Raw genomic sequence first — 15,946 nt, forward strand, 5'->3', positions numbered from 1 at the left:
AACTCCGTCTTGTTCAGGGCGATTACCAGTCCGGCAATCCGGTTGCCCATGATGACCGGTAGGAGCTTCTTCACGAGTTCGTCCCGTTTTTCTGAGCTGTCTGGGGCGCCGTGACGGAAATCTTTCGCTCGCGGCTGAAGCGGGCATAGAGATTGAGAGAACCAAATGGTTTGCTCATATCCCGCATCGTTGCCTTTGCGCGTGGGAAAGGTCGAGCCCACGACTCGGTGAAATCGGCATACCTGGTCGGCTTCCAATTTAGCTGAGCCGCCTAATCGGCCGAGCCCATAAAGTCATCTGAGCCAGCCCGCAGGGAGCCAAAGCGAACCGAATAGTCCGACGCCAACGTCGCGCAGATTTTCTCTGCCCGTGCTCGGTCGTTGGTCATTGCCGCAACATGCCAGGGAACGTTGCGCACCACCGCCCAACCGCGCACCCATCCCGGGTTCGACGGGTCGACGTGAGGGAGGTTGCGTTGAAGACCGGGGATCGGCGCAAACCAGAAGGCGCAGGATTGCGCACCGTCGCTTCCCGGCTCGTCGCTCGAGCTGACGAGGCCGATCACCTCTCCGTCCTGGTTGAACACGGGTCCGCCGCTCATACCGCCGGGCCAATAGCTGTCGACCGCAAATGTCGGCCAAGGCCGATGTTCGCGACCACTCGGCGGCACTGCCGTTATGCGGCCAATAGACCCATACATGCGCTCGGTCAGAACATCCGTGTCGATCTCGCGATCCTGTATCGAACGCAGTTCGGGAAATCCCACCGCCATGACTTCATCGCCGATCTCGGGCCATTTTCCGATCAGCCGCAGGGGCAGAAAATCGCGTACTTCGTTCAGGCGCGTGTTGTCCGCTTTGAACGACAGCGTCATGCAGTCGAGTGACATGCGGCTCGAGTCACGGTTGAGCAGCCGATCAAGGGCAATATCTTCTGGCGGGGTGCGAAAGGCGGTCGCTGACGCAATCACGACCATCCCGTCGACCCCAATCGGGGCGCGCCCATAAACAAGCCCCGGGTTGAGCAGACCGACAACCGTCGACCGCGGGCGCGAAGGCCCGAGCCATGCTTGAAGCACGTGCTGTGCGGTCAGATATCCTCCGAAGGGGTCGATCCGGAACGCCGTGCCGAGACCAGAGATGCGCTCTGTGTGGTTGTCAATTGCCAGTAAGGAGATAATCGGATGGCGAACCCCCGTCGGGTCTTGAATCAGAAACTGGCGGGGATCGTCTCCGGCTGTGGCGGTGACTGGAAAGGGCATCGCCCAGTCTAACATGGCAAGGCGAGTCGCCCTAAGGCGCATTCAATGTAAAGGCTCATCCGAGTCACAAGGAAACCGGCGCTGCTTTTTTGAAACGGCGCCGGTTTCTTTGTCAAAGGTCTAGTGAGCGGCGGCACCTTGCTTGATCGCAGAGGCCAAGCCTTCGACGACCCGAACAAATAGATCGGGATCACGCAGTGCGTTCTTGAGCTCCTCAGCCCAATCCGGATTGGACTCGGTCCACTTGATCAGCGCGGTCGCCTTGACGCCGCGATGCTTGATCAGGAAGTTGGAGATCTTTGCCGGCACCGCGCCCGCGACAAACGCGGCGCTAGCCGGTGCGGCGCGCGCCAGAAGAATGAAAGCCCGCGAGAAGCTCGCGAGATCGTCCTCTTCCGCGAGTTTGGTGAGGAGGTCCAGTACAGGACCAGAGGGGGTCGTGTAAGCTGCCGAGCCCTGGGATGCGATCGCCTCAAGTTCGACCTCGGCGGCGCTCTGCAGCAGATCGAGAAGTTCTTCCTCAAGTTTTATCCAGTCCTGAGTTCGCCCCGGTCGTTGGATTTGCCCGGTTGGGCGGTGGTAGCGACGGGAGCTGGCGCGGTGCCCTCAGCATAGCGCAGCGCCAGATCCCGTCGCCGGTTGCAGGTGGTGGCGAACTCGGACGGCGTCTGGCGAGTAAAACGCCAGCGTGATGTTCGCCTGGCTGAAGGCTGGCAGGAAGTTGATTCAGAGCGTCTGAAAGCCAAGGTTACGCTCTATTTGAATGCGGGCGATCCCTTCGCGCCCGATACGTTTCCCCTGACGACGCTGTTCGACATCACCGAGCAAGCCGCCAATACTCCGCTTCCCGGGACCTTGAAATCCACCGGCGGACCTGGATCCCACATCGAGAAGCGGGGCCGGTGGGCGGCGGTTCATACCCTTCCGGCGCAGAAGTGTTTTCGATGATCGGCTTTTCAGTGCCTTCGCGTATCGGCTCCGGCAGCTTTCTCCAAGACTGGAGGAAGATCACGAGACCATGGAACATGCGCCAGGGATCATCGTCTCGCTGGCCGCTGCTAATATCGCGCAATCCTGCGATCACTCCGCCGAGCTTGAGCGCGGCGTCTAGTCCGCCCGGCGCTTCTGCCGTTTGAGGATCTGCGAGTGTTTCGGCCACTTCGGCGATCTTATCGCGATCTTCGTCCGGACCTAACGTCAGCATTTGAAAGCGGCCGTTTCGCGTGGATATATGCACGAACAGAAGGTCGCCGGTCGCCTGGACTTGGATGTCGAAAGAGCTTCCATTTCTGAGACGTGGTTTGCATGAGAGAAGTGCAAACCTTGAAAGTTCGACGTCGGTCGCAACTGGAACGGGGCGATCGAGCGGCCTGATGTCGGCGTACTCTGTGCCGGTCTCGATCGCTGGGACAATCTCGACCAGCCAGGCAAGGGGTTCGACGTCCAGGTTCGCCTGCCTTCGGATCTCGGCGGGGCTTACGGTCAAGATGTCCGCGAGGAGTTCTCGATGTGAAGACAACCGGTCGCGGTGAAAGACGAACGCCGTAGGTGCACGATCCATTGATCGAACAACGGAAGCATACAGATTTGGCCGCTCGGGAATGCTGATCGGTTCGATCTTTGCCACTGCAACCTCCGTTAAGAAGCTGTCTGTGCGAGCGTTGTTAGCCACGACGTGTATGAATGTAGCAGCACCGAAGTGATGCGGCGAGGCTATTTTGAGGGAGACAGCGCCGAAGGCGTTGTGCGCGATAAAAGAACTTCGAACAAAAGGACGCTTTTGAACCTTGCGGCGAGAAGGTGGACAGACTTCGAAAGCATTGCCGCGGGATCAAGGATGAATTCCGACCTACACCGTGCGGGAGCCTGGATGGTGATACAAAACTTTACAACTTGGGGGAAAACGATAACATAATCGGCAACGCGCCGAATCCAAAGCGTAGGTCGGCTGTGTTCGTGTTGCATTTTTTTCCCAAACTCGTCTCTCTTTCTCTCCTCTCAAGTGAATTTCCGATTGAGCACCGAAGAAATCTCGTTTGTCGTGTTGAGCGAGCACGGAGATCCGTTAATCGCCCACGTCCTGCTCCGGACAAGAAACGGATCTGAACGAAGTCCAAGGCAGGAAAGGTTCTCGGACGAAGAGGGGAGGGTATCGTTTCCGGTCCCCGAGGGCCACGAGGTCGATGAGATCATCGTGGGCGCGACGGTGCCTGGCTTTTGGGTGATGCGGATCGAGAACGCCGAGCCTTTCGACCGACTGCGGCTCTCCTCGTTGCCGATGATCCGGAAGCCTGGCTGGTGGCTTCGCTGCATGAACGTGGATACGGAGGATGACGATCGAGGCAAGCATATAAAGATCGGCGTCGTCGATGCCGATTTCCAGCAGTCGGCCGGCATCGAACACATCAAGCAGACGACAGGGCCCACGGGGCTCGCGATCGGTAAAGAAGGCACTTGGGGACACGGCGAGGCGGTATGCCGCATTCTGGCGGATCGTGAGCCTATGGCGGCCGAGCTACTGTCCGTCGCTCCTGGAGCGGAAGTCGTGTTTGCCGACGCGTCCAACGGAAAGGGAGGCGTCAGCGGCTTCCGGGCAGCGATCGCGATCAAGCAACTGGTGAGCCAAGGTGTCCATCTTTTGAACCTCAGCTGGGGCCATACACGAGAGGATGTTCACGTCGCCGCCGCTCTACAAACGGCGTCGGAGATGGGGGTTCTCGTGGTAGCGGCGGCGGGAAATGAACCTGGCGAAGAGCGCGTACGGTACCCTGCGAGGGACATCCACTGTGTCGCAGCTGGAGCATTGGGCCTCAAAAAATGGGGAAAAAAAGGCACGCTCGTGAAGTATTATGCTACCGCTGCCTTGGGCCGTAAGGGCTTCGCTGGGCGGGTCCCGCAGGTCGGCACCGTATACAGCTGGAGTGAGTGCACGGCCGGTGGCATTGAAGTAGCCGCGCCCGGCATCGGAATTCTGGTGCAGCGCGGGGGAGAAGTTTCTTACGCATTATCAGGTACTTCCTACGCTTCGCCGATGGTGGTGGGCGTGCTGGCGATTGCGTTAGGCCGCGACAGGGAATATCTAGGGATGGGAGGAACTTCGGCGCGGACCCAACACGCTCGGGAAACGTTGAAGAGACTGTCCCAGGACGTCGGTATGGAAAGGGAGAGACAAGGGATCGGTGTTCCGCGGTTACCCAAATGCAATGTGTAGTGCAACTTTAACGGAATCACCCCATACTGTGGTCAAGCATGGAAGACGCATATGAAAGATAAACTGATCGTCTGTTTGAATGCGTCAAAGATGCTCGATAGTGCTCGCGGGCAACAAGTCGATATACGCGAGTTGGTGAGCAAGGTGCCGAGCCTCAATATCCTTGCGGGCGATCCCAACACGGCCCTAAGCGTCGAAGTGGAGCATAGATATGCCGGAGCGCTCCGCCGCTCGGTAGAAGGCGTCTGTACCGTTGGCGAAGATACGGATTTTGATCTTCTTGACGGAGGAAAGACCGGTCGGAGTTTCACCAGGTAGGTCGTCCGAAGGCGGATGCGTGTTGAGGCGGCTCATTCTGAGCCGCCCTTATTTTGTCCCGGGACTGATACTTTTGCGGCGCTCACCCGAATAGCATCCCCGCGCGGTTCGACGAGGTGCGGCGGCAGGGATCTCGATGGCGCTGGCGCTGACACAGGTCAGCTCGCGCCTGTCCGGCTTGCCTCGCAACATACTGTCCATCGGAAGCGCAGAGACCCGCAGGAGATCTCGCAATTGGACGGCCCTTCGGACGAGCGTCGGAAGTGCTATGGCGACCGAAACATCGTCACACTTCTGTCCCACTCCTAAATTCATAATCGCGGTCAGCGAGCATTGCTATTGCGCGACGGCTCGCAGTTGCGTTAGCTTATTTTTATTTCATAGCGAGATTTCCCGATGCCGCTTGTCTTCGTTCATGGAGTGGCCAATCGACCAAGCCTCGAGCAGACGGAGGCGATCGCTCAGCGAGACGCATTGTTCCGAGCGATAGTCTTCCGAAGCGCCGACACGGTCATTAAGAACCCCGACTGGGGCAGTCATGCTGCCGCTTTCGACGTGAAGATGCCTTGGCTTCCGAAGCCGACTGGAAATCAAGCATTTGGGGTCGCCAATGCGAGCGGTGAGGTGGGTTTGGGTCGGATCGCGAAGGTCGATGGCATTCAAGCCGTCGATCTCGCGGCGTACGCGGCCCTCGAGAAAGCTCTTCGAGATGGCCAAGCCAAGCCCGGGGCAGCTACTAACACGAACCTGATCTCACTTGTGACGGAGATCGCCGACTATCTCGAACCGGCGGTGTTGGCCCAGGGGAAGGGCCAACCGAAAGGAATTCCAGCACTCGTGGCGACGAAGGACGATGAGTTCGCCGACGCGCTTCAGGGTGAGCTTCAATTGAAGAAAGCCGGCACCGCGCAAGCTTTCGGGATTAAGGATCGTATCAAGGAGGCGGTGGACGAGCTCGGAGGCTGGATCGGCAATGCAGCCAGTGACGCGGTGCTCCGTGCCAAACGCGCCGATCTGAGCAAATCCGTAACCTACTTTCTCGGCGATATTTTCGTCTATCTCAAGCAGCGGGACGTAGTGGGCGTCCAAGGAGTAAGGGACAGGATCTTTGAGCCCATTCTCAAGGATCTGATCGCCGCCGCCAACGTGAAGAAGAACGAAAATGAGCCGCTCGTCGTGATAGGTCACAGCCTCGGCGGGGTCTTGCTCTACGACATTCTTACCGATGATCAGTGCCTCAAGCGTCTGAGCGATGAGGCGCCGAAATTCAAGATCGACGCGCTCCTGACCGTGGGGTCGCAGCCCGGGTTTTTCGCCGACCTCAAACTCTACGGTGATCGAGGGGCAGCGCTTCTTCCGAGACCAAAGTCGGTGTCGCGTTGGATGAATGTGTACGATTTTACTGACGTATTCTCGTTCTTGTGCGAGCCGGTCTTCGCGGACGTCGAGGACTTCGGATACGATACTTCAGTCGATCTGCTTCATGCGCATTCGGCCTATTTCCAGAAGCCGAGCTTCTACAAGAGGCTGCAATTGAGGCTCAAGGAACAGGGTTTCCAGTGAGATGAGAGTTTTCGAGAGGGCGCAGCCGAACGGTGGAACACGCTTTCTCATTCTGGGCGCGTCGGCCTACAACCACGCCCAGATCAACAAGTTGCGGGTGCCCAGGCTGGCTCAGATATCCAGCGCTTCCACCAGCGCCTTGCGCCTCGCGGCCGAGGTCATTGCCACTTGGCAAACCGATCTGAAGAAACCGCTCGCCTCGGTCGATCTTCTAGTCGACTCCCCGGCAGAACCAGATGGCACGAAGTTCGTCGCTGCAGATGGTACCCAAATCCAACTCGAAGCGCCGACAATCGAGAATATCAAGAAGGCGCGGAAGGCGTGGATGAATGACGTCTCCGAAAACGACGTTCTGATCTTTTACTGCTGTGGCCATGGCATCTGGCTCCCTTCCTGTGGTCGGACGTTTCTAAGCGCAAGTTTCGGGAGCGACGAAGACGACCCTTGGCCCGACGCGGTCGCGTTGGACGACTTTGCGTTCGCGCTCGGCGAAGCCAAGCCTCGACAGCAGTGGCTCATCTTCGATTGCTGCAACAACACTCCTCCCCAGGCTCTGAAGCAAACGAACTCCAGCGCGACCGCGCTCCTGTCTAGCGTCGAAGGACAGCGGGCAGCCGCGGAGGAGGACTACGGGCATCTCTCGCAAGTGATCGTCAAATCCGCCAGCCAAGGCGCCCTCGCGTTCGGCAAGGAGGGCAGGCCCTCTCGTTTCATGGAAGCCTTTCTCGAGGCGTGCGCAGGGGCAGGATGCCGCAAGCCGACGAACGGGAAGTGGTGGGTCGATCAGCAGGGGATCGAAGAGGCCATGGCGACTTATGCGCAGCGTGTCGCCCCGGTCGAGGAGCAGGATTATTTCACGTTTGCGCGGGTCACGGAAACGGACGCGCCGTCACCTCCGTTATTTCTGGGCAGGAACGAAAAACCCCGGTGTACGATGCTAGTCCAATCGACGCCCGCGCAACGCCTGAAGCATGCGACCGTGACCGTTAAATGCCAAAACCAAGTCGTCGCTGAGCAACGGCCGGGCGAAGGCGCATCCGTACCTTACAAGGTAGTGGTCACGCCTTGGCTCGATTACGACCTTGAAGCCGCCTTCGACGCCAACGCCGTGATCCAGCAGCAGGGGGTATTCGCTACACCCCCTCTCTGCGAGATAATGTTCGAGGGCTAGGAGATGGCAACACTCACCGTCACCGCGTATCGTTTGGGCCCACTTTCGGTGGATGTGATCGATGCTCGTGGCGAGACGAGCGCTCCCGTGAATTCCTTGTCGCTGTCCTCTAATCGGGAGTCGGCGAGCCTGGAGGTCCCTCCGGGAGATTACGCCGTCGTCGCTACTCGACCTAACGGAGAGGTTTTGGCGCAGCGCGTTAGCATCACTACCACCGCGTCGGTCGATCTCGCGGCGTCCGGCCACGCGTCTTCGGAAACTCTTTCGGACGCCGCGGAACGCGGCCTTGTTCCTTCCGTCGTGCGGCGATCCAGCGTGACCAAGACCGGCTCGAAACTATCAGCGTCTCTCGGTACGGTCCTGACAGGTGCAAGCGGCACTGCGGGACGGAACCTCAAATCCGTGCTGGTCTCGCACGGCGCCTTTGACGTGCTTGGGAACGAGCCCTTCCTCAGACGAAAGAGCTTCTATCTCGTTCAGTGGCAGATCAGGAACGGATCGTGGAGTCCGCCGGATTCGTTGCACGACTATGAAGCGAGGTCCGACTATCTGGGCATCTCTCTCAGAGGAGATGCCAACACGACGGTCGAGCCGAGAGCGGTTGGTCTCCTGAACGAGAGGGGTTATGGCCCTGTCGTCATGGTTCCGCCGTTCAAGTGCGATTTGAGGATAACTTTCTTGGCGGACGGAGTGGCGGCCGAAGCCGCTGGCGAACGGATCTCGAATCCTTCGGCTGTCAGGGTCCCCGTCGCTATCGCTTTGCCTCAATCGCCGATGTTGTCCGATCTTCTGTCGGCGTTGGCATCCGCCTCGTTCTCAGGAGCCGAGAACATCTGGGACGATAGATTCTCGGGAAGTGATGACGACGCGTTCGCGCTTCTCGTCGACAAGACGAGCGATCCTGCCGCTGCGCTGCTGGCCGCTCACTTCCTCGCAAGGTTCGCGCCCAAGCGTGTTCCGGTTCAGTGGTTGGAAAATCTGCGCAGGCTCCTTCCCTCGGTCGCGGACACGCATCTCTTGCTCGCGATGCGTGTCTTGGCGGACCGGAAGAGCACGCCGGGAGGAAGTGTCGAAGATCTTCTCCGATCAGCAGAGGCCGCGCCGGCTTGCCTCTTCTCGCGGACTCGCGCCTTGTTGACCCAAGCGATGCGGCTCCGCAAGTTGCCCGTCATACGCGGTCCTCAGGACGACCGTGCGAAGCCAGGCGACTTTTTGAATGTCTCCGCGGATGCCGGCGGCTTTGAAGCATTTTGGGGAAGCGGTCCCTTACAGCCCGGTGAGGACAGCTTGCCAATCCATCCTCTCCCGCTTGATCGTATGTCTCGTATCTTCATGGAAGAAGGTGCTTTTCTGCCGTGAGATCTGCGCCGGCCGCGCATCGCCTGCAATGACGGTCCTCGTTCCGACGACCTCCTTTGACAGCGCGTGGTGCTTACGCCATACATACTGAGATTGCGAACTTAATTGTTGCTACCGAGTGATTGCTGCCGATTTTCGGCGTGGCGATTTCCGACCGACACGAAAGGCTGAGCGACCGCCGTGAGGCGGCGAGGGGGGCTGCATGACCGATTATCTGTCGCGGCAAGACGACTTCGGGATGCTTTCGATCACGGACCTGCAGAAGGCGAGGGACGAGTTTCACCTTCATCTTGTTCACAAGGCGAACGTGGTTGGCACCGCCATAGGCAGGTAGAAGTGACGACGGATATTCTGGTATCGCCGTCCGGAAGATAGTGGGGCTGGGTCGGGAGGCCCAAGCTTTCCGGCGGAATCAAGGATCAGGATTCGCGAGGCATCAGGGTAAGGGTACGCAACATCCAGATCGATGATACCAAAATCATTCGTGAAATCTTCGCTGTTTCCCGTCGCGCCGATACGAAGGCGCGAAGTTCCTACGCTCGCTTCGCCGATTGGTACGTGGGGGAGATCTTTCTCGAGCCGAAGGCGGCCATACCTAACGCTAGACGGGACGGTTTCGAGGAAAATCCGGCGTGGGATGAGATCCGCAACGAACTCGACGTCGCGGTCGCGACACCCTACGGCAAGCTCGCCTATCGAACCCTTGCACGCGCTGCCCCGAAGAGAATGACGCCATTGGTTTTATGGCGAGGGCTGCGCCCTACGCCAAAAACCAATGACCAAGAAAGGACACCCCAAATGAAATTGTTACTCGATCACCAACGCGCCGCCGTGCCGATCCAGGGCGCTGCTCGCAGCCCCGTCGCGCTTGTTTGCAAAATCATAGGCTCTGAACACAAAAGGATAGGAAGAGAAGGGGAACAGGTGTAACTCCGGTCGATGAAAACATTTCGGGCGGTTGTCCTCACGGTCGAGGGCGAAGTCATTCTGACGATTGGTTTAGTTTGTGCCACCGAGGACGAAGCCAAGGCACGTGCTGAGGACCTGCTCGAGGACGATCCTGTAGAACTCTGGGATGGACCGCGCAGAATTGCGCGCTTCGAACCCGAGTACTAGCCAGCCTCGCACGGGCACGGCTTCTCTCATCGTCTCTTCGAACAAAATGCAGAAAACGATCGACGAAACCTGAAAATTCAGCGCAAATATGCGATCTGGTGTTTTTGGTCGCCCTGTAAGGCGGGCGGAAGGTGGCAGATGCTTGAGATGGACTTCACGCGGGCCGAGCGCAGCGGATCCAGCAAGAGTTCCCCGCCGCAGCTGAAGGGCTAAAATCATCCAATGCGGAGACTCTTACAGGCACTTTGCCTGAGCTGTTGTCCTGAGCTCCCCTCCGCCAGAGCGGCGTAGCGGGCCTTCTCAACCCCCCTGATTTGCACGAATAAGTCGACTCCACCACGATCAGGCTTGATGATACCGTAGCCATTCGCCGCGTTAAACCACTTTACCATGCCAGCCGCCACGTCATTATCTCCAGTTACGATGTAGCTGTTGTTTGCGCAACGATCGATTCCGTACCTGGGGTGCACGTGACGATCGCAATCGCTTTGCGGGGCTATGGGGAGTGGCGTTCGCGCCGGGACGACCGATTGCAGCGGCGATGTCTGCGACTGGCATTGCGGCGTCCCGACGTCAGAGGAGACGCGGGAAGTTTACTTGCGAGAGGCGTCTCAATCGTCTCTTCGAGCGCTCGCTCCTGAGTGATCGTCACCGCCGCACGTTCCAGTGAAGCAAGAAAGGCGCGTCCCCCTTCTGTTATGATCCAGTGCCCGGAGTCTCGCTCAACCAATTTCTGCCCGAAAATATTGAGACCTGGTGCCCGCTCGGCCAGTCGCTTCATGCGAGCCGCCCACTCCGGGCCGCTGGTGTAGAACACTGTCAGGTAATTCTTCAGGACGGCGAGACTGGCGCGGCCCTCCGGTTGGCCGGCGAGAATTTTAAGTATCGAGAGCTGAAAACTCACATCCGTCAACCAAACGCCGCAACACGAACGCCGTACATATTGGCGGCACCCCTGCTCGGCCGCGCGCTTCTTTCAAGACAAGAACATGAACAGTAATGCTAACGCGCGGAAAGTCGCACAGTGTGGGCGCAAGCTTGAACTGCCGTTTCGAATGGGGAAGGGGCCTTTTGATGTTATTCATCGGCTACGCCGGAATATTGGGCTGCCAAGCATCCAATGTTGAGTGACGCTGGGAGAGCGCAGAGCTTTACGAAAGGCAAGCCTCAACGTCTCACAGCGACCAGCCAAATTTGCGAGAGCGCCGATCGAAGGTCGCGACGTTGCAAGGAAGAGCGAGACTACCATACGCGCGTGAATGTATCCGCGCCCTTCAACTTGCTGGGCTTGCCGTTCTGGTCAAAGTAGAACAGCGTCCATGACGTTGGCATTTTGGAGCCATTAAGTTTGCCAACCCAGCGGGTAAAGGAATTGCACTGGGCAAAAGTGACAACAAAATACAACCCCCTGGGACTAACGGCTCCGGATGCGGGATAGGGGATGCCTTGGCAGGCAAAACCGTGAGCGTGGTTTGTGAAAGTTCCTTGTATTGCCCCGCTGTTGGCGAAAACGAACAGTTCTGAGCCCCGTTCATTCTTCCAGAATGAAGGAGCTGGAAGACCCTGCGCCGTGGCCTCGCTCGATACCACGAAGCATTGGGCAAGCAGCAAAAGTCCTAGAAGTCTCTTCATATTCAAACCTCGAAGCAAGTAAGTCGCGTAAGGGTAGCAACATAGATCGTGTAGTTCGCTGCCTTATCTTGCATTCGGCAGTGGAATGCGGCGCATATACCCGAAGTCGCGCCGGATCCCGGCGCCCTACGGCCTGAATCTCCCGAAGAGTGGTCGCGGCGTCCGCTCGGTAAGCCGATGCTCGGCTACTTTGATGTGAGACGAGCGCTCCCGGTCGCCGAAATGGTCGGCGCAATGCGGGAACCAGACGACGAGAGCGACATCAGTTCTCGCGTCTTCGCCAATTGCGCGTCGATTTGCTGGAAAGCAAGTTTGAAGGTCTGCCGGCGTCTCGCAAGCAACCGGCTGACTTCGACGACCTCACATCAGTCCTCACTGGGTGCGTTAAGCGCCCGTATCCATCCGTTTTCGCCGCTGGATCGGCAAAGCCATAAGAAGGTTTGCGTTTACATGGAGCACTCCTCGGGGAGAGATCGTGCTAGTCCCGAGGAAAGTCATCCGTCATCTTGGTGTGTCAGTGCTCACTTAACCCCGCCAATTCTTGGAGTTTCAACGGCAAGGAAGTGGCCGTAACAGCAGCAAGGTAGCGCTGGCTCGCGGAGCACGTCGTGAACTGAGCGTGAGCACTGGCAATATTGCGCAAAGAGGTGCTGTCGCCGACAGTACCACTTGACGGTTGGCCGGTATGGCGTCAACGAGAAAAGCCAATAGGAACTGGACATGGATGTAATTGATCAAGCGAACGCCTCGGCGTTGCCGCCCGACTTGCACAGGCCTTCAAGGCGCTTTTCTTGGATCCTCGTGCTTTTGGCCGTCTCCATCGGCCTGTGCGCTGGGGGTGCCTATTATTGGACTAGCGCCGAGGCACTTTCCGGGACGTCATCGGCGCGTGAAGCAGGCTTGTCACACGAAGAAAAGGAAGCTCTCTGGGAGATCCGATTGGGACAACAGAAGGCAAATGATCAAATTGAGAAGGCAAGTGATGGAATCACAGAGCTCAATCGTAACATGGGTGCGCAGCAAGCCGATTTGAAGCGGATGGCGGACCAGATCGAGGCATTGACGGCCAAGATCGAGTCTTTGCAGAATTCACCGGTCCCTACATCTGAGTCGGCGGCTCCGTCTCCGCCAGCAGCGCGTCCTGTATCGAGGCCGGTGAAGAGAGTGGTCCAGCCCTCTAAGTCAGAAGGCCCAATCTCGATCGGCGGTGCGCCGCTAATTGCTGATGCCGGCTCCGACCAGCGTTGATACACTCCATAGTGTTGTCGCGGGCGCTTCAACCTTCCGGCCGGTCAGCCTCAGTCCGTTTTTCTGCGTCTCTTGAGTTCGAGAGATCAAAAGGTCGAGGGCTGCTTCAACTAGCAGTCCGACGAATGGCGTTGCCATCGGTACCGGCTGGACATGTTTTCCTCAACGCGTCTGAAGCACCGACAGCGGACTCTGTGACCCTGCTCAACCGAGCTCAATACGCGTGTTGGACGCATCCATAAGCGACTGCGTGTCTCCACGGGCCTCGTTGGAGCATTCCTTCCGGCTCATATCGACCGAGAGCGACCTGCATCAATATGGACTTCGGTCAGGGAGCCCGCTTTGATCAGGAAATGATCCGGAGATCGCGAGAATTCTGCCGGCAAGCTTTCCGGCCGCCGAAGTGGATACCTCTGGCGGAAAGGTGATCGCGATTTCCGGGGGCACGCTGGCGCGACCTGTGGCTGTCGTTCCCCCCAAGGTACGACACCGTTGCCTATGAGCACTCCAGAGAGAGAGCGCGCGAACGTGGGGTCGCATCAGCGCTCCCGGTGTGATCGACGGGCCGATCAAGGGCGAAGCGTCCTGGCCTACGTCGAATAGGTGTTGGTGCCATCCCTCCTGCTCGGCGACACCGTCGTCATTAAGAATCTCGGCAGCCACAAAGGAAAGATCGTGCGTGCGCGTCATCCGACCGGAGGCGCAAAGCTGTTCTGCGTGTCGCCCCACAGCCCGAGCTCAACCCGATCGAGCAAGTCTCCGCCAAGCTCAACTCCGAAAGGCCGCCGAGCAACCGTAAACACAATCTAGAAGCGCAACGGTGCCTTGCTGGACCGCTTCACGCCCGGGAATGCGCCAACTACGTCGTCAACGCCGCATACGCTTCAACATGACGCGCTCACGCTCAAACCATCAAAATGGCAGAAGCGGATAACGGTAAAAGAACGAGACCAACCTTTGTCGGGTTTGTTGGGTTCGTGACCTAGGTGTTGCAACATGTTCGCAGAGCCGAACCGACGGAAACCCAATAAACGAGGGCTTGGCGCAATCAGCGAAGTGGCACGAGTTTTGATGCTTTCCTCGCGGTTCGGCAGGCGTTGCCGGCTGGAATGATGTTCGGTTACCCTCTTGGGTCAACCGAGGAGGGAAAGCGGCATGACGGGCCTCGGTCAAATCGCATGCTTCAAATTGCATGCTATTGGATGCCAGGGATGGCATAGCTCGCGACCTCGACGCTATGGGCCAGTCGACTTCGGGAAGAATATTTTGACGGCTGGCTCCAGCCGCTTTTTATCGATGGCGAGTGCTAGCCTAGCAGGCTCGAGAGTTTGTGCGGTCTCGGGCTTGTCTTGGTTCCCTGACGTCAGCAATGCAATCCGCGTCGGCTTTTCCCTGAAGCCTTACAGGAGGTGCTTGCATGAGCTTGGATATTGAATGCGAGGGTGCGCCGCATGTCAGTCCCGTCGCAGGTCAAGTGTTCCGCGAACTTGGCATTGAGCCGATCATTAACTGCACCGGCGTGCGTACCTCCTACGGCGGATGCAATCCAACCCGACCTGTAGTCGCCGCAATGGAAGCGTCGGGTCAGGGCTTTGTCGTTCTGGATGAACTAGCGGAAGCGATCGGACGGAAATTGGCTGCGCTCACCGGTGCCGAATGGGGGCTCGTGACCGCTGGAAGTGCCGCAGCAGTAAGCCAGGCGGTCGCTGCTTGCGTAGCTGGTAACAACCCAGAAAAGATGCTGAAGCTCCCGTTACGAGGCGAGAAGATGGTGGTTGTGGCTGCTGATCAGCGAATGGCCTACGAACACGCAATTCGAGCGGTCGGTTGCATGGTGCTTCCGATCGGCCGTGTCTCAGACCTCGAACAGCTTCAAATTGAGAAGATCGCAGCAATATGCGTTGTTGCCTCAGATACTCCGAAGTCGGCGTTATCGTTCGAACAAATCGCTCTGCGCTCCAAAAAACTGGGAATTCCACTGATCGTAGACGCGGCCGGACAGGCACCCAAATTTCCGAACGTTTGGCTTCAAAACGGTGCCGACCTGCTAATTCATTCAGGCGGGAAGTATATCAGCGGACCGCAATCTACCGGCTTCCTACTCGGCTCGGAAAGATTGTGCAGAGCGGCGTATCTAAATGGGCCTCCTTGCCAGTCGTTTGGTCGGTCAATGAAGGTTGGTAAAGACGAGATCATTGGCGCTTACGTCGCGTTGGAGCAATGGGTAAAGGGAGGGGCTGCTCGTGCGATGGAAAGATGGCGCGAGTGTATTTCGATCATGAAGCGGGAATTTTTGAGCGTGCCTGGCCTTTATGTCCAAGAGATGGAACCGGACTCTGCGTTCTGCAATCCACGAATAGCAGTTTCTTGGGACGTTAGGACGTTCTCTGTGAACGCCAATCTGATCGCCAAAAAGCTGGACAGCGCTCGGCCACGCATTGTGTTGCACGACTGTTGGCAAGGCCCCCAACGGATCGTAGTCGATCCGACCAATCTGACCAAAGTTGAAGCCGAGATCGTTGGCCGTTCAATCGTTCATGCCATTGCAGAACCGCCGTTAGCGCCAGCGGCACCACCAGAGGGTGCTTTCGAGGAGCTAGCGGGAGCATGGCAGGTCTTTATCGACTTTCTTCACGGCAGCGCTGTCCATGCGTTCACGCTACTACAGGATCGCCAAGATATTGCGGGCACGCACATTGGCGCCGAGGTTTCGGGTAGCTGCCGAGGCAACATAATTGGGTCGAAATTGAAGCTCCTTTCACAATTGCCGGGAGACCCCTTGGGCTTAGACTACGAGTTCGAAGGAACGCTTCGCGATGGCAGCCTGACGGGCGTTGTTCACTTGGGTGCATCCGCACCCAAGTACAGCGGCATTACCTTTAGGCGGCAGTTCGGACAAGCGACTTGGCGCGCTGAGCGTACCCGAACAAATCACGCCGACAGTGTAAGCTGTGCAAGTTGTCGCTAGGCAGCGGCCTTTTTAAAGGTAGGCCCGAGCAAACTGCAGAGAATCACGGTGGACGGTAAGTCAGCCATGTCGATGCTCGCTTAGAGTGCATGCCGGCCG

Annotated in this window: 15 protein-coding genes; 10 read left to right on the top strand and 5 right to left on the bottom strand. The window is 58.0% G+C overall.

The window, feature by feature from the left end; genetic code table 11:
• Nucleotides 1-271: 271 nt before the first annotated feature.
• The 3 genes from ACNJYD_RS10060 to ACNJYD_RS10070 form a co-directional block, all read right to left on the bottom strand.
• The gene (locus ACNJYD_RS10060) at nt 272-1,261 is read right to left on the bottom strand and encodes a S1 family peptidase (RefSeq protein ID WP_439366195.1); all 990 of its coding nucleotides are present in this window, start codon (nt 1,259-1,261) and stop codon (nt 272-274) included.
• Between the two features lie 120 nt (nt 1,262-1,381).
• On the bottom strand, nt 1,382-1,570 hold the full coding sequence (locus ACNJYD_RS10065; RefSeq protein ID WP_439366196.1) for a hypothetical protein: 189 nt from the start codon (nt 1,568-1,570) through the stop codon (nt 1,382-1,384).
• Nucleotides 1,571-2,078: 508 nt separating this feature from the next.
• The gene (locus ACNJYD_RS10070) at nt 2,079-2,888 is read right to left on the bottom strand and encodes a hypothetical protein (RefSeq protein ID WP_439366197.1); all 810 of its coding nucleotides are present in this window, start codon (nt 2,886-2,888) and stop codon (nt 2,079-2,081) included.
• Between the two features lie 387 nt (nt 2,889-3,275).
• On the opposite strand from ACNJYD_RS10070, the gene ACNJYD_RS10075 reads away from it, so the two are divergent.
• The 8 genes from ACNJYD_RS10075 (at nt 3,276) to ACNJYD_RS10110 (ending at nt 9,999) form a co-directional block, all read left to right on the top strand.
• Nucleotides 3,276-4,472 carry a S8 family peptidase gene (locus ACNJYD_RS10075; RefSeq protein ID WP_439366198.1) on the top strand — a complete coding sequence of 399 codons (1,197 nt, stop codon included), beginning with the start codon at nt 3,276-3,278 and terminating at the stop codon, nt 4,470-4,472.
• 51 nt (nt 4,473-4,523) lie between these two features.
• Nucleotides 4,524-4,790, top strand: a complete 267-nt coding sequence (locus ACNJYD_RS10080; RefSeq protein ID WP_439366199.1) for a hypothetical protein — start codon at nt 4,524-4,526, stop codon at nt 4,788-4,790.
• 396 nt (nt 4,791-5,186) lie between these two features.
• Nucleotides 5,187-6,353, top strand: coding sequence for a hypothetical protein (locus ACNJYD_RS10085; RefSeq protein WP_439366200.1), 1,167 nt, complete (start codon nt 5,187-5,189; stop codon nt 6,351-6,353).
• Between the two features lies 1 nt (nt 6,354).
• Complete coding sequence (locus ACNJYD_RS10090) at nt 6,355-7,524, top strand: caspase family protein (RefSeq protein ID WP_439366201.1); 1,170 nt, start codon at nt 6,355-6,357, stop codon at nt 7,522-7,524.
• 3 nt (nt 7,525-7,527) lie between these two features.
• Nucleotides 7,528-8,883 (top strand): hypothetical protein, encoded by a 1,356-nt coding sequence (locus ACNJYD_RS10095; protein ID WP_439366202.1) that lies wholly within the window; start codon nt 7,528-7,530, stop codon nt 8,881-8,883.
• 202 nt (nt 8,884-9,085) lie between these two features.
• The gene (locus tag ACNJYD_RS10100; RefSeq protein ID WP_439366203.1) at nt 9,086-9,217 is read left to right on the top strand and encodes a hypothetical protein; all 132 of its coding nucleotides are present in this window, start codon (nt 9,086-9,088) and stop codon (nt 9,215-9,217) included.
• Between the two features lie 224 nt (nt 9,218-9,441).
• The gene (locus tag ACNJYD_RS10105) at nt 9,442-9,813 is read left to right on the top strand and encodes a hypothetical protein (protein ID WP_439366204.1); all 372 of its coding nucleotides are present in this window, start codon (nt 9,442-9,444) and stop codon (nt 9,811-9,813) included.
• 9 nt (nt 9,814-9,822) lie between these two features.
• Nucleotides 9,823-9,999, top strand: a complete 177-nt coding sequence (locus ACNJYD_RS10110) for a hypothetical protein (protein WP_439366205.1) — start codon at nt 9,823-9,825, stop codon at nt 9,997-9,999.
• Between the two features lie 215 nt (nt 10,000-10,214).
• On the opposite strand, the gene ACNJYD_RS10115 is transcribed toward ACNJYD_RS10110, so the two are convergent.
• The gene (locus tag ACNJYD_RS10115; RefSeq protein ID WP_439367450.1) at nt 10,215-10,391 is read right to left on the bottom strand and encodes a cold-shock protein; all 177 of its coding nucleotides are present in this window, start codon (nt 10,389-10,391) and stop codon (nt 10,215-10,217) included.
• Nucleotides 10,392-11,241: 850 nt separating this feature from the next.
• A complete protein-coding gene (locus ACNJYD_RS10120; protein WP_439366206.1) occupies nt 11,242-11,631 on the bottom strand; it encodes an avidin/streptavidin family protein in 390 nt (129 codons plus the stop codon).
• A gap of 720 nt (nt 11,632-12,351) precedes the next feature.
• On the opposite strand from ACNJYD_RS10120, the gene ACNJYD_RS10125 reads away from it, so the two are divergent.
• A complete protein-coding gene (locus ACNJYD_RS10125; RefSeq protein ID WP_439366207.1) occupies nt 12,352-12,879 on the top strand; it encodes a hypothetical protein in 528 nt (175 codons plus the stop codon).
• A 1,417-nt stretch (nt 12,880-14,296) separates the two neighbouring features.
• Nucleotides 14,297-15,847 carry a hypothetical protein gene (locus tag ACNJYD_RS10130; RefSeq protein ID WP_439366208.1) on the top strand — a complete coding sequence of 517 codons (1,551 nt, stop codon included), beginning with the start codon at nt 14,297-14,299 and terminating at the stop codon, nt 15,845-15,847.
• Nucleotides 15,848-15,946 lie beyond the last annotated feature (99 nt).

The organism is Bradyrhizobium sp. SPXBL-02 (assembly GCF_051853065.1).
Lineage (GTDB): Bacteria > Pseudomonadota > Alphaproteobacteria > Rhizobiales > Xanthobacteraceae > Bradyrhizobium.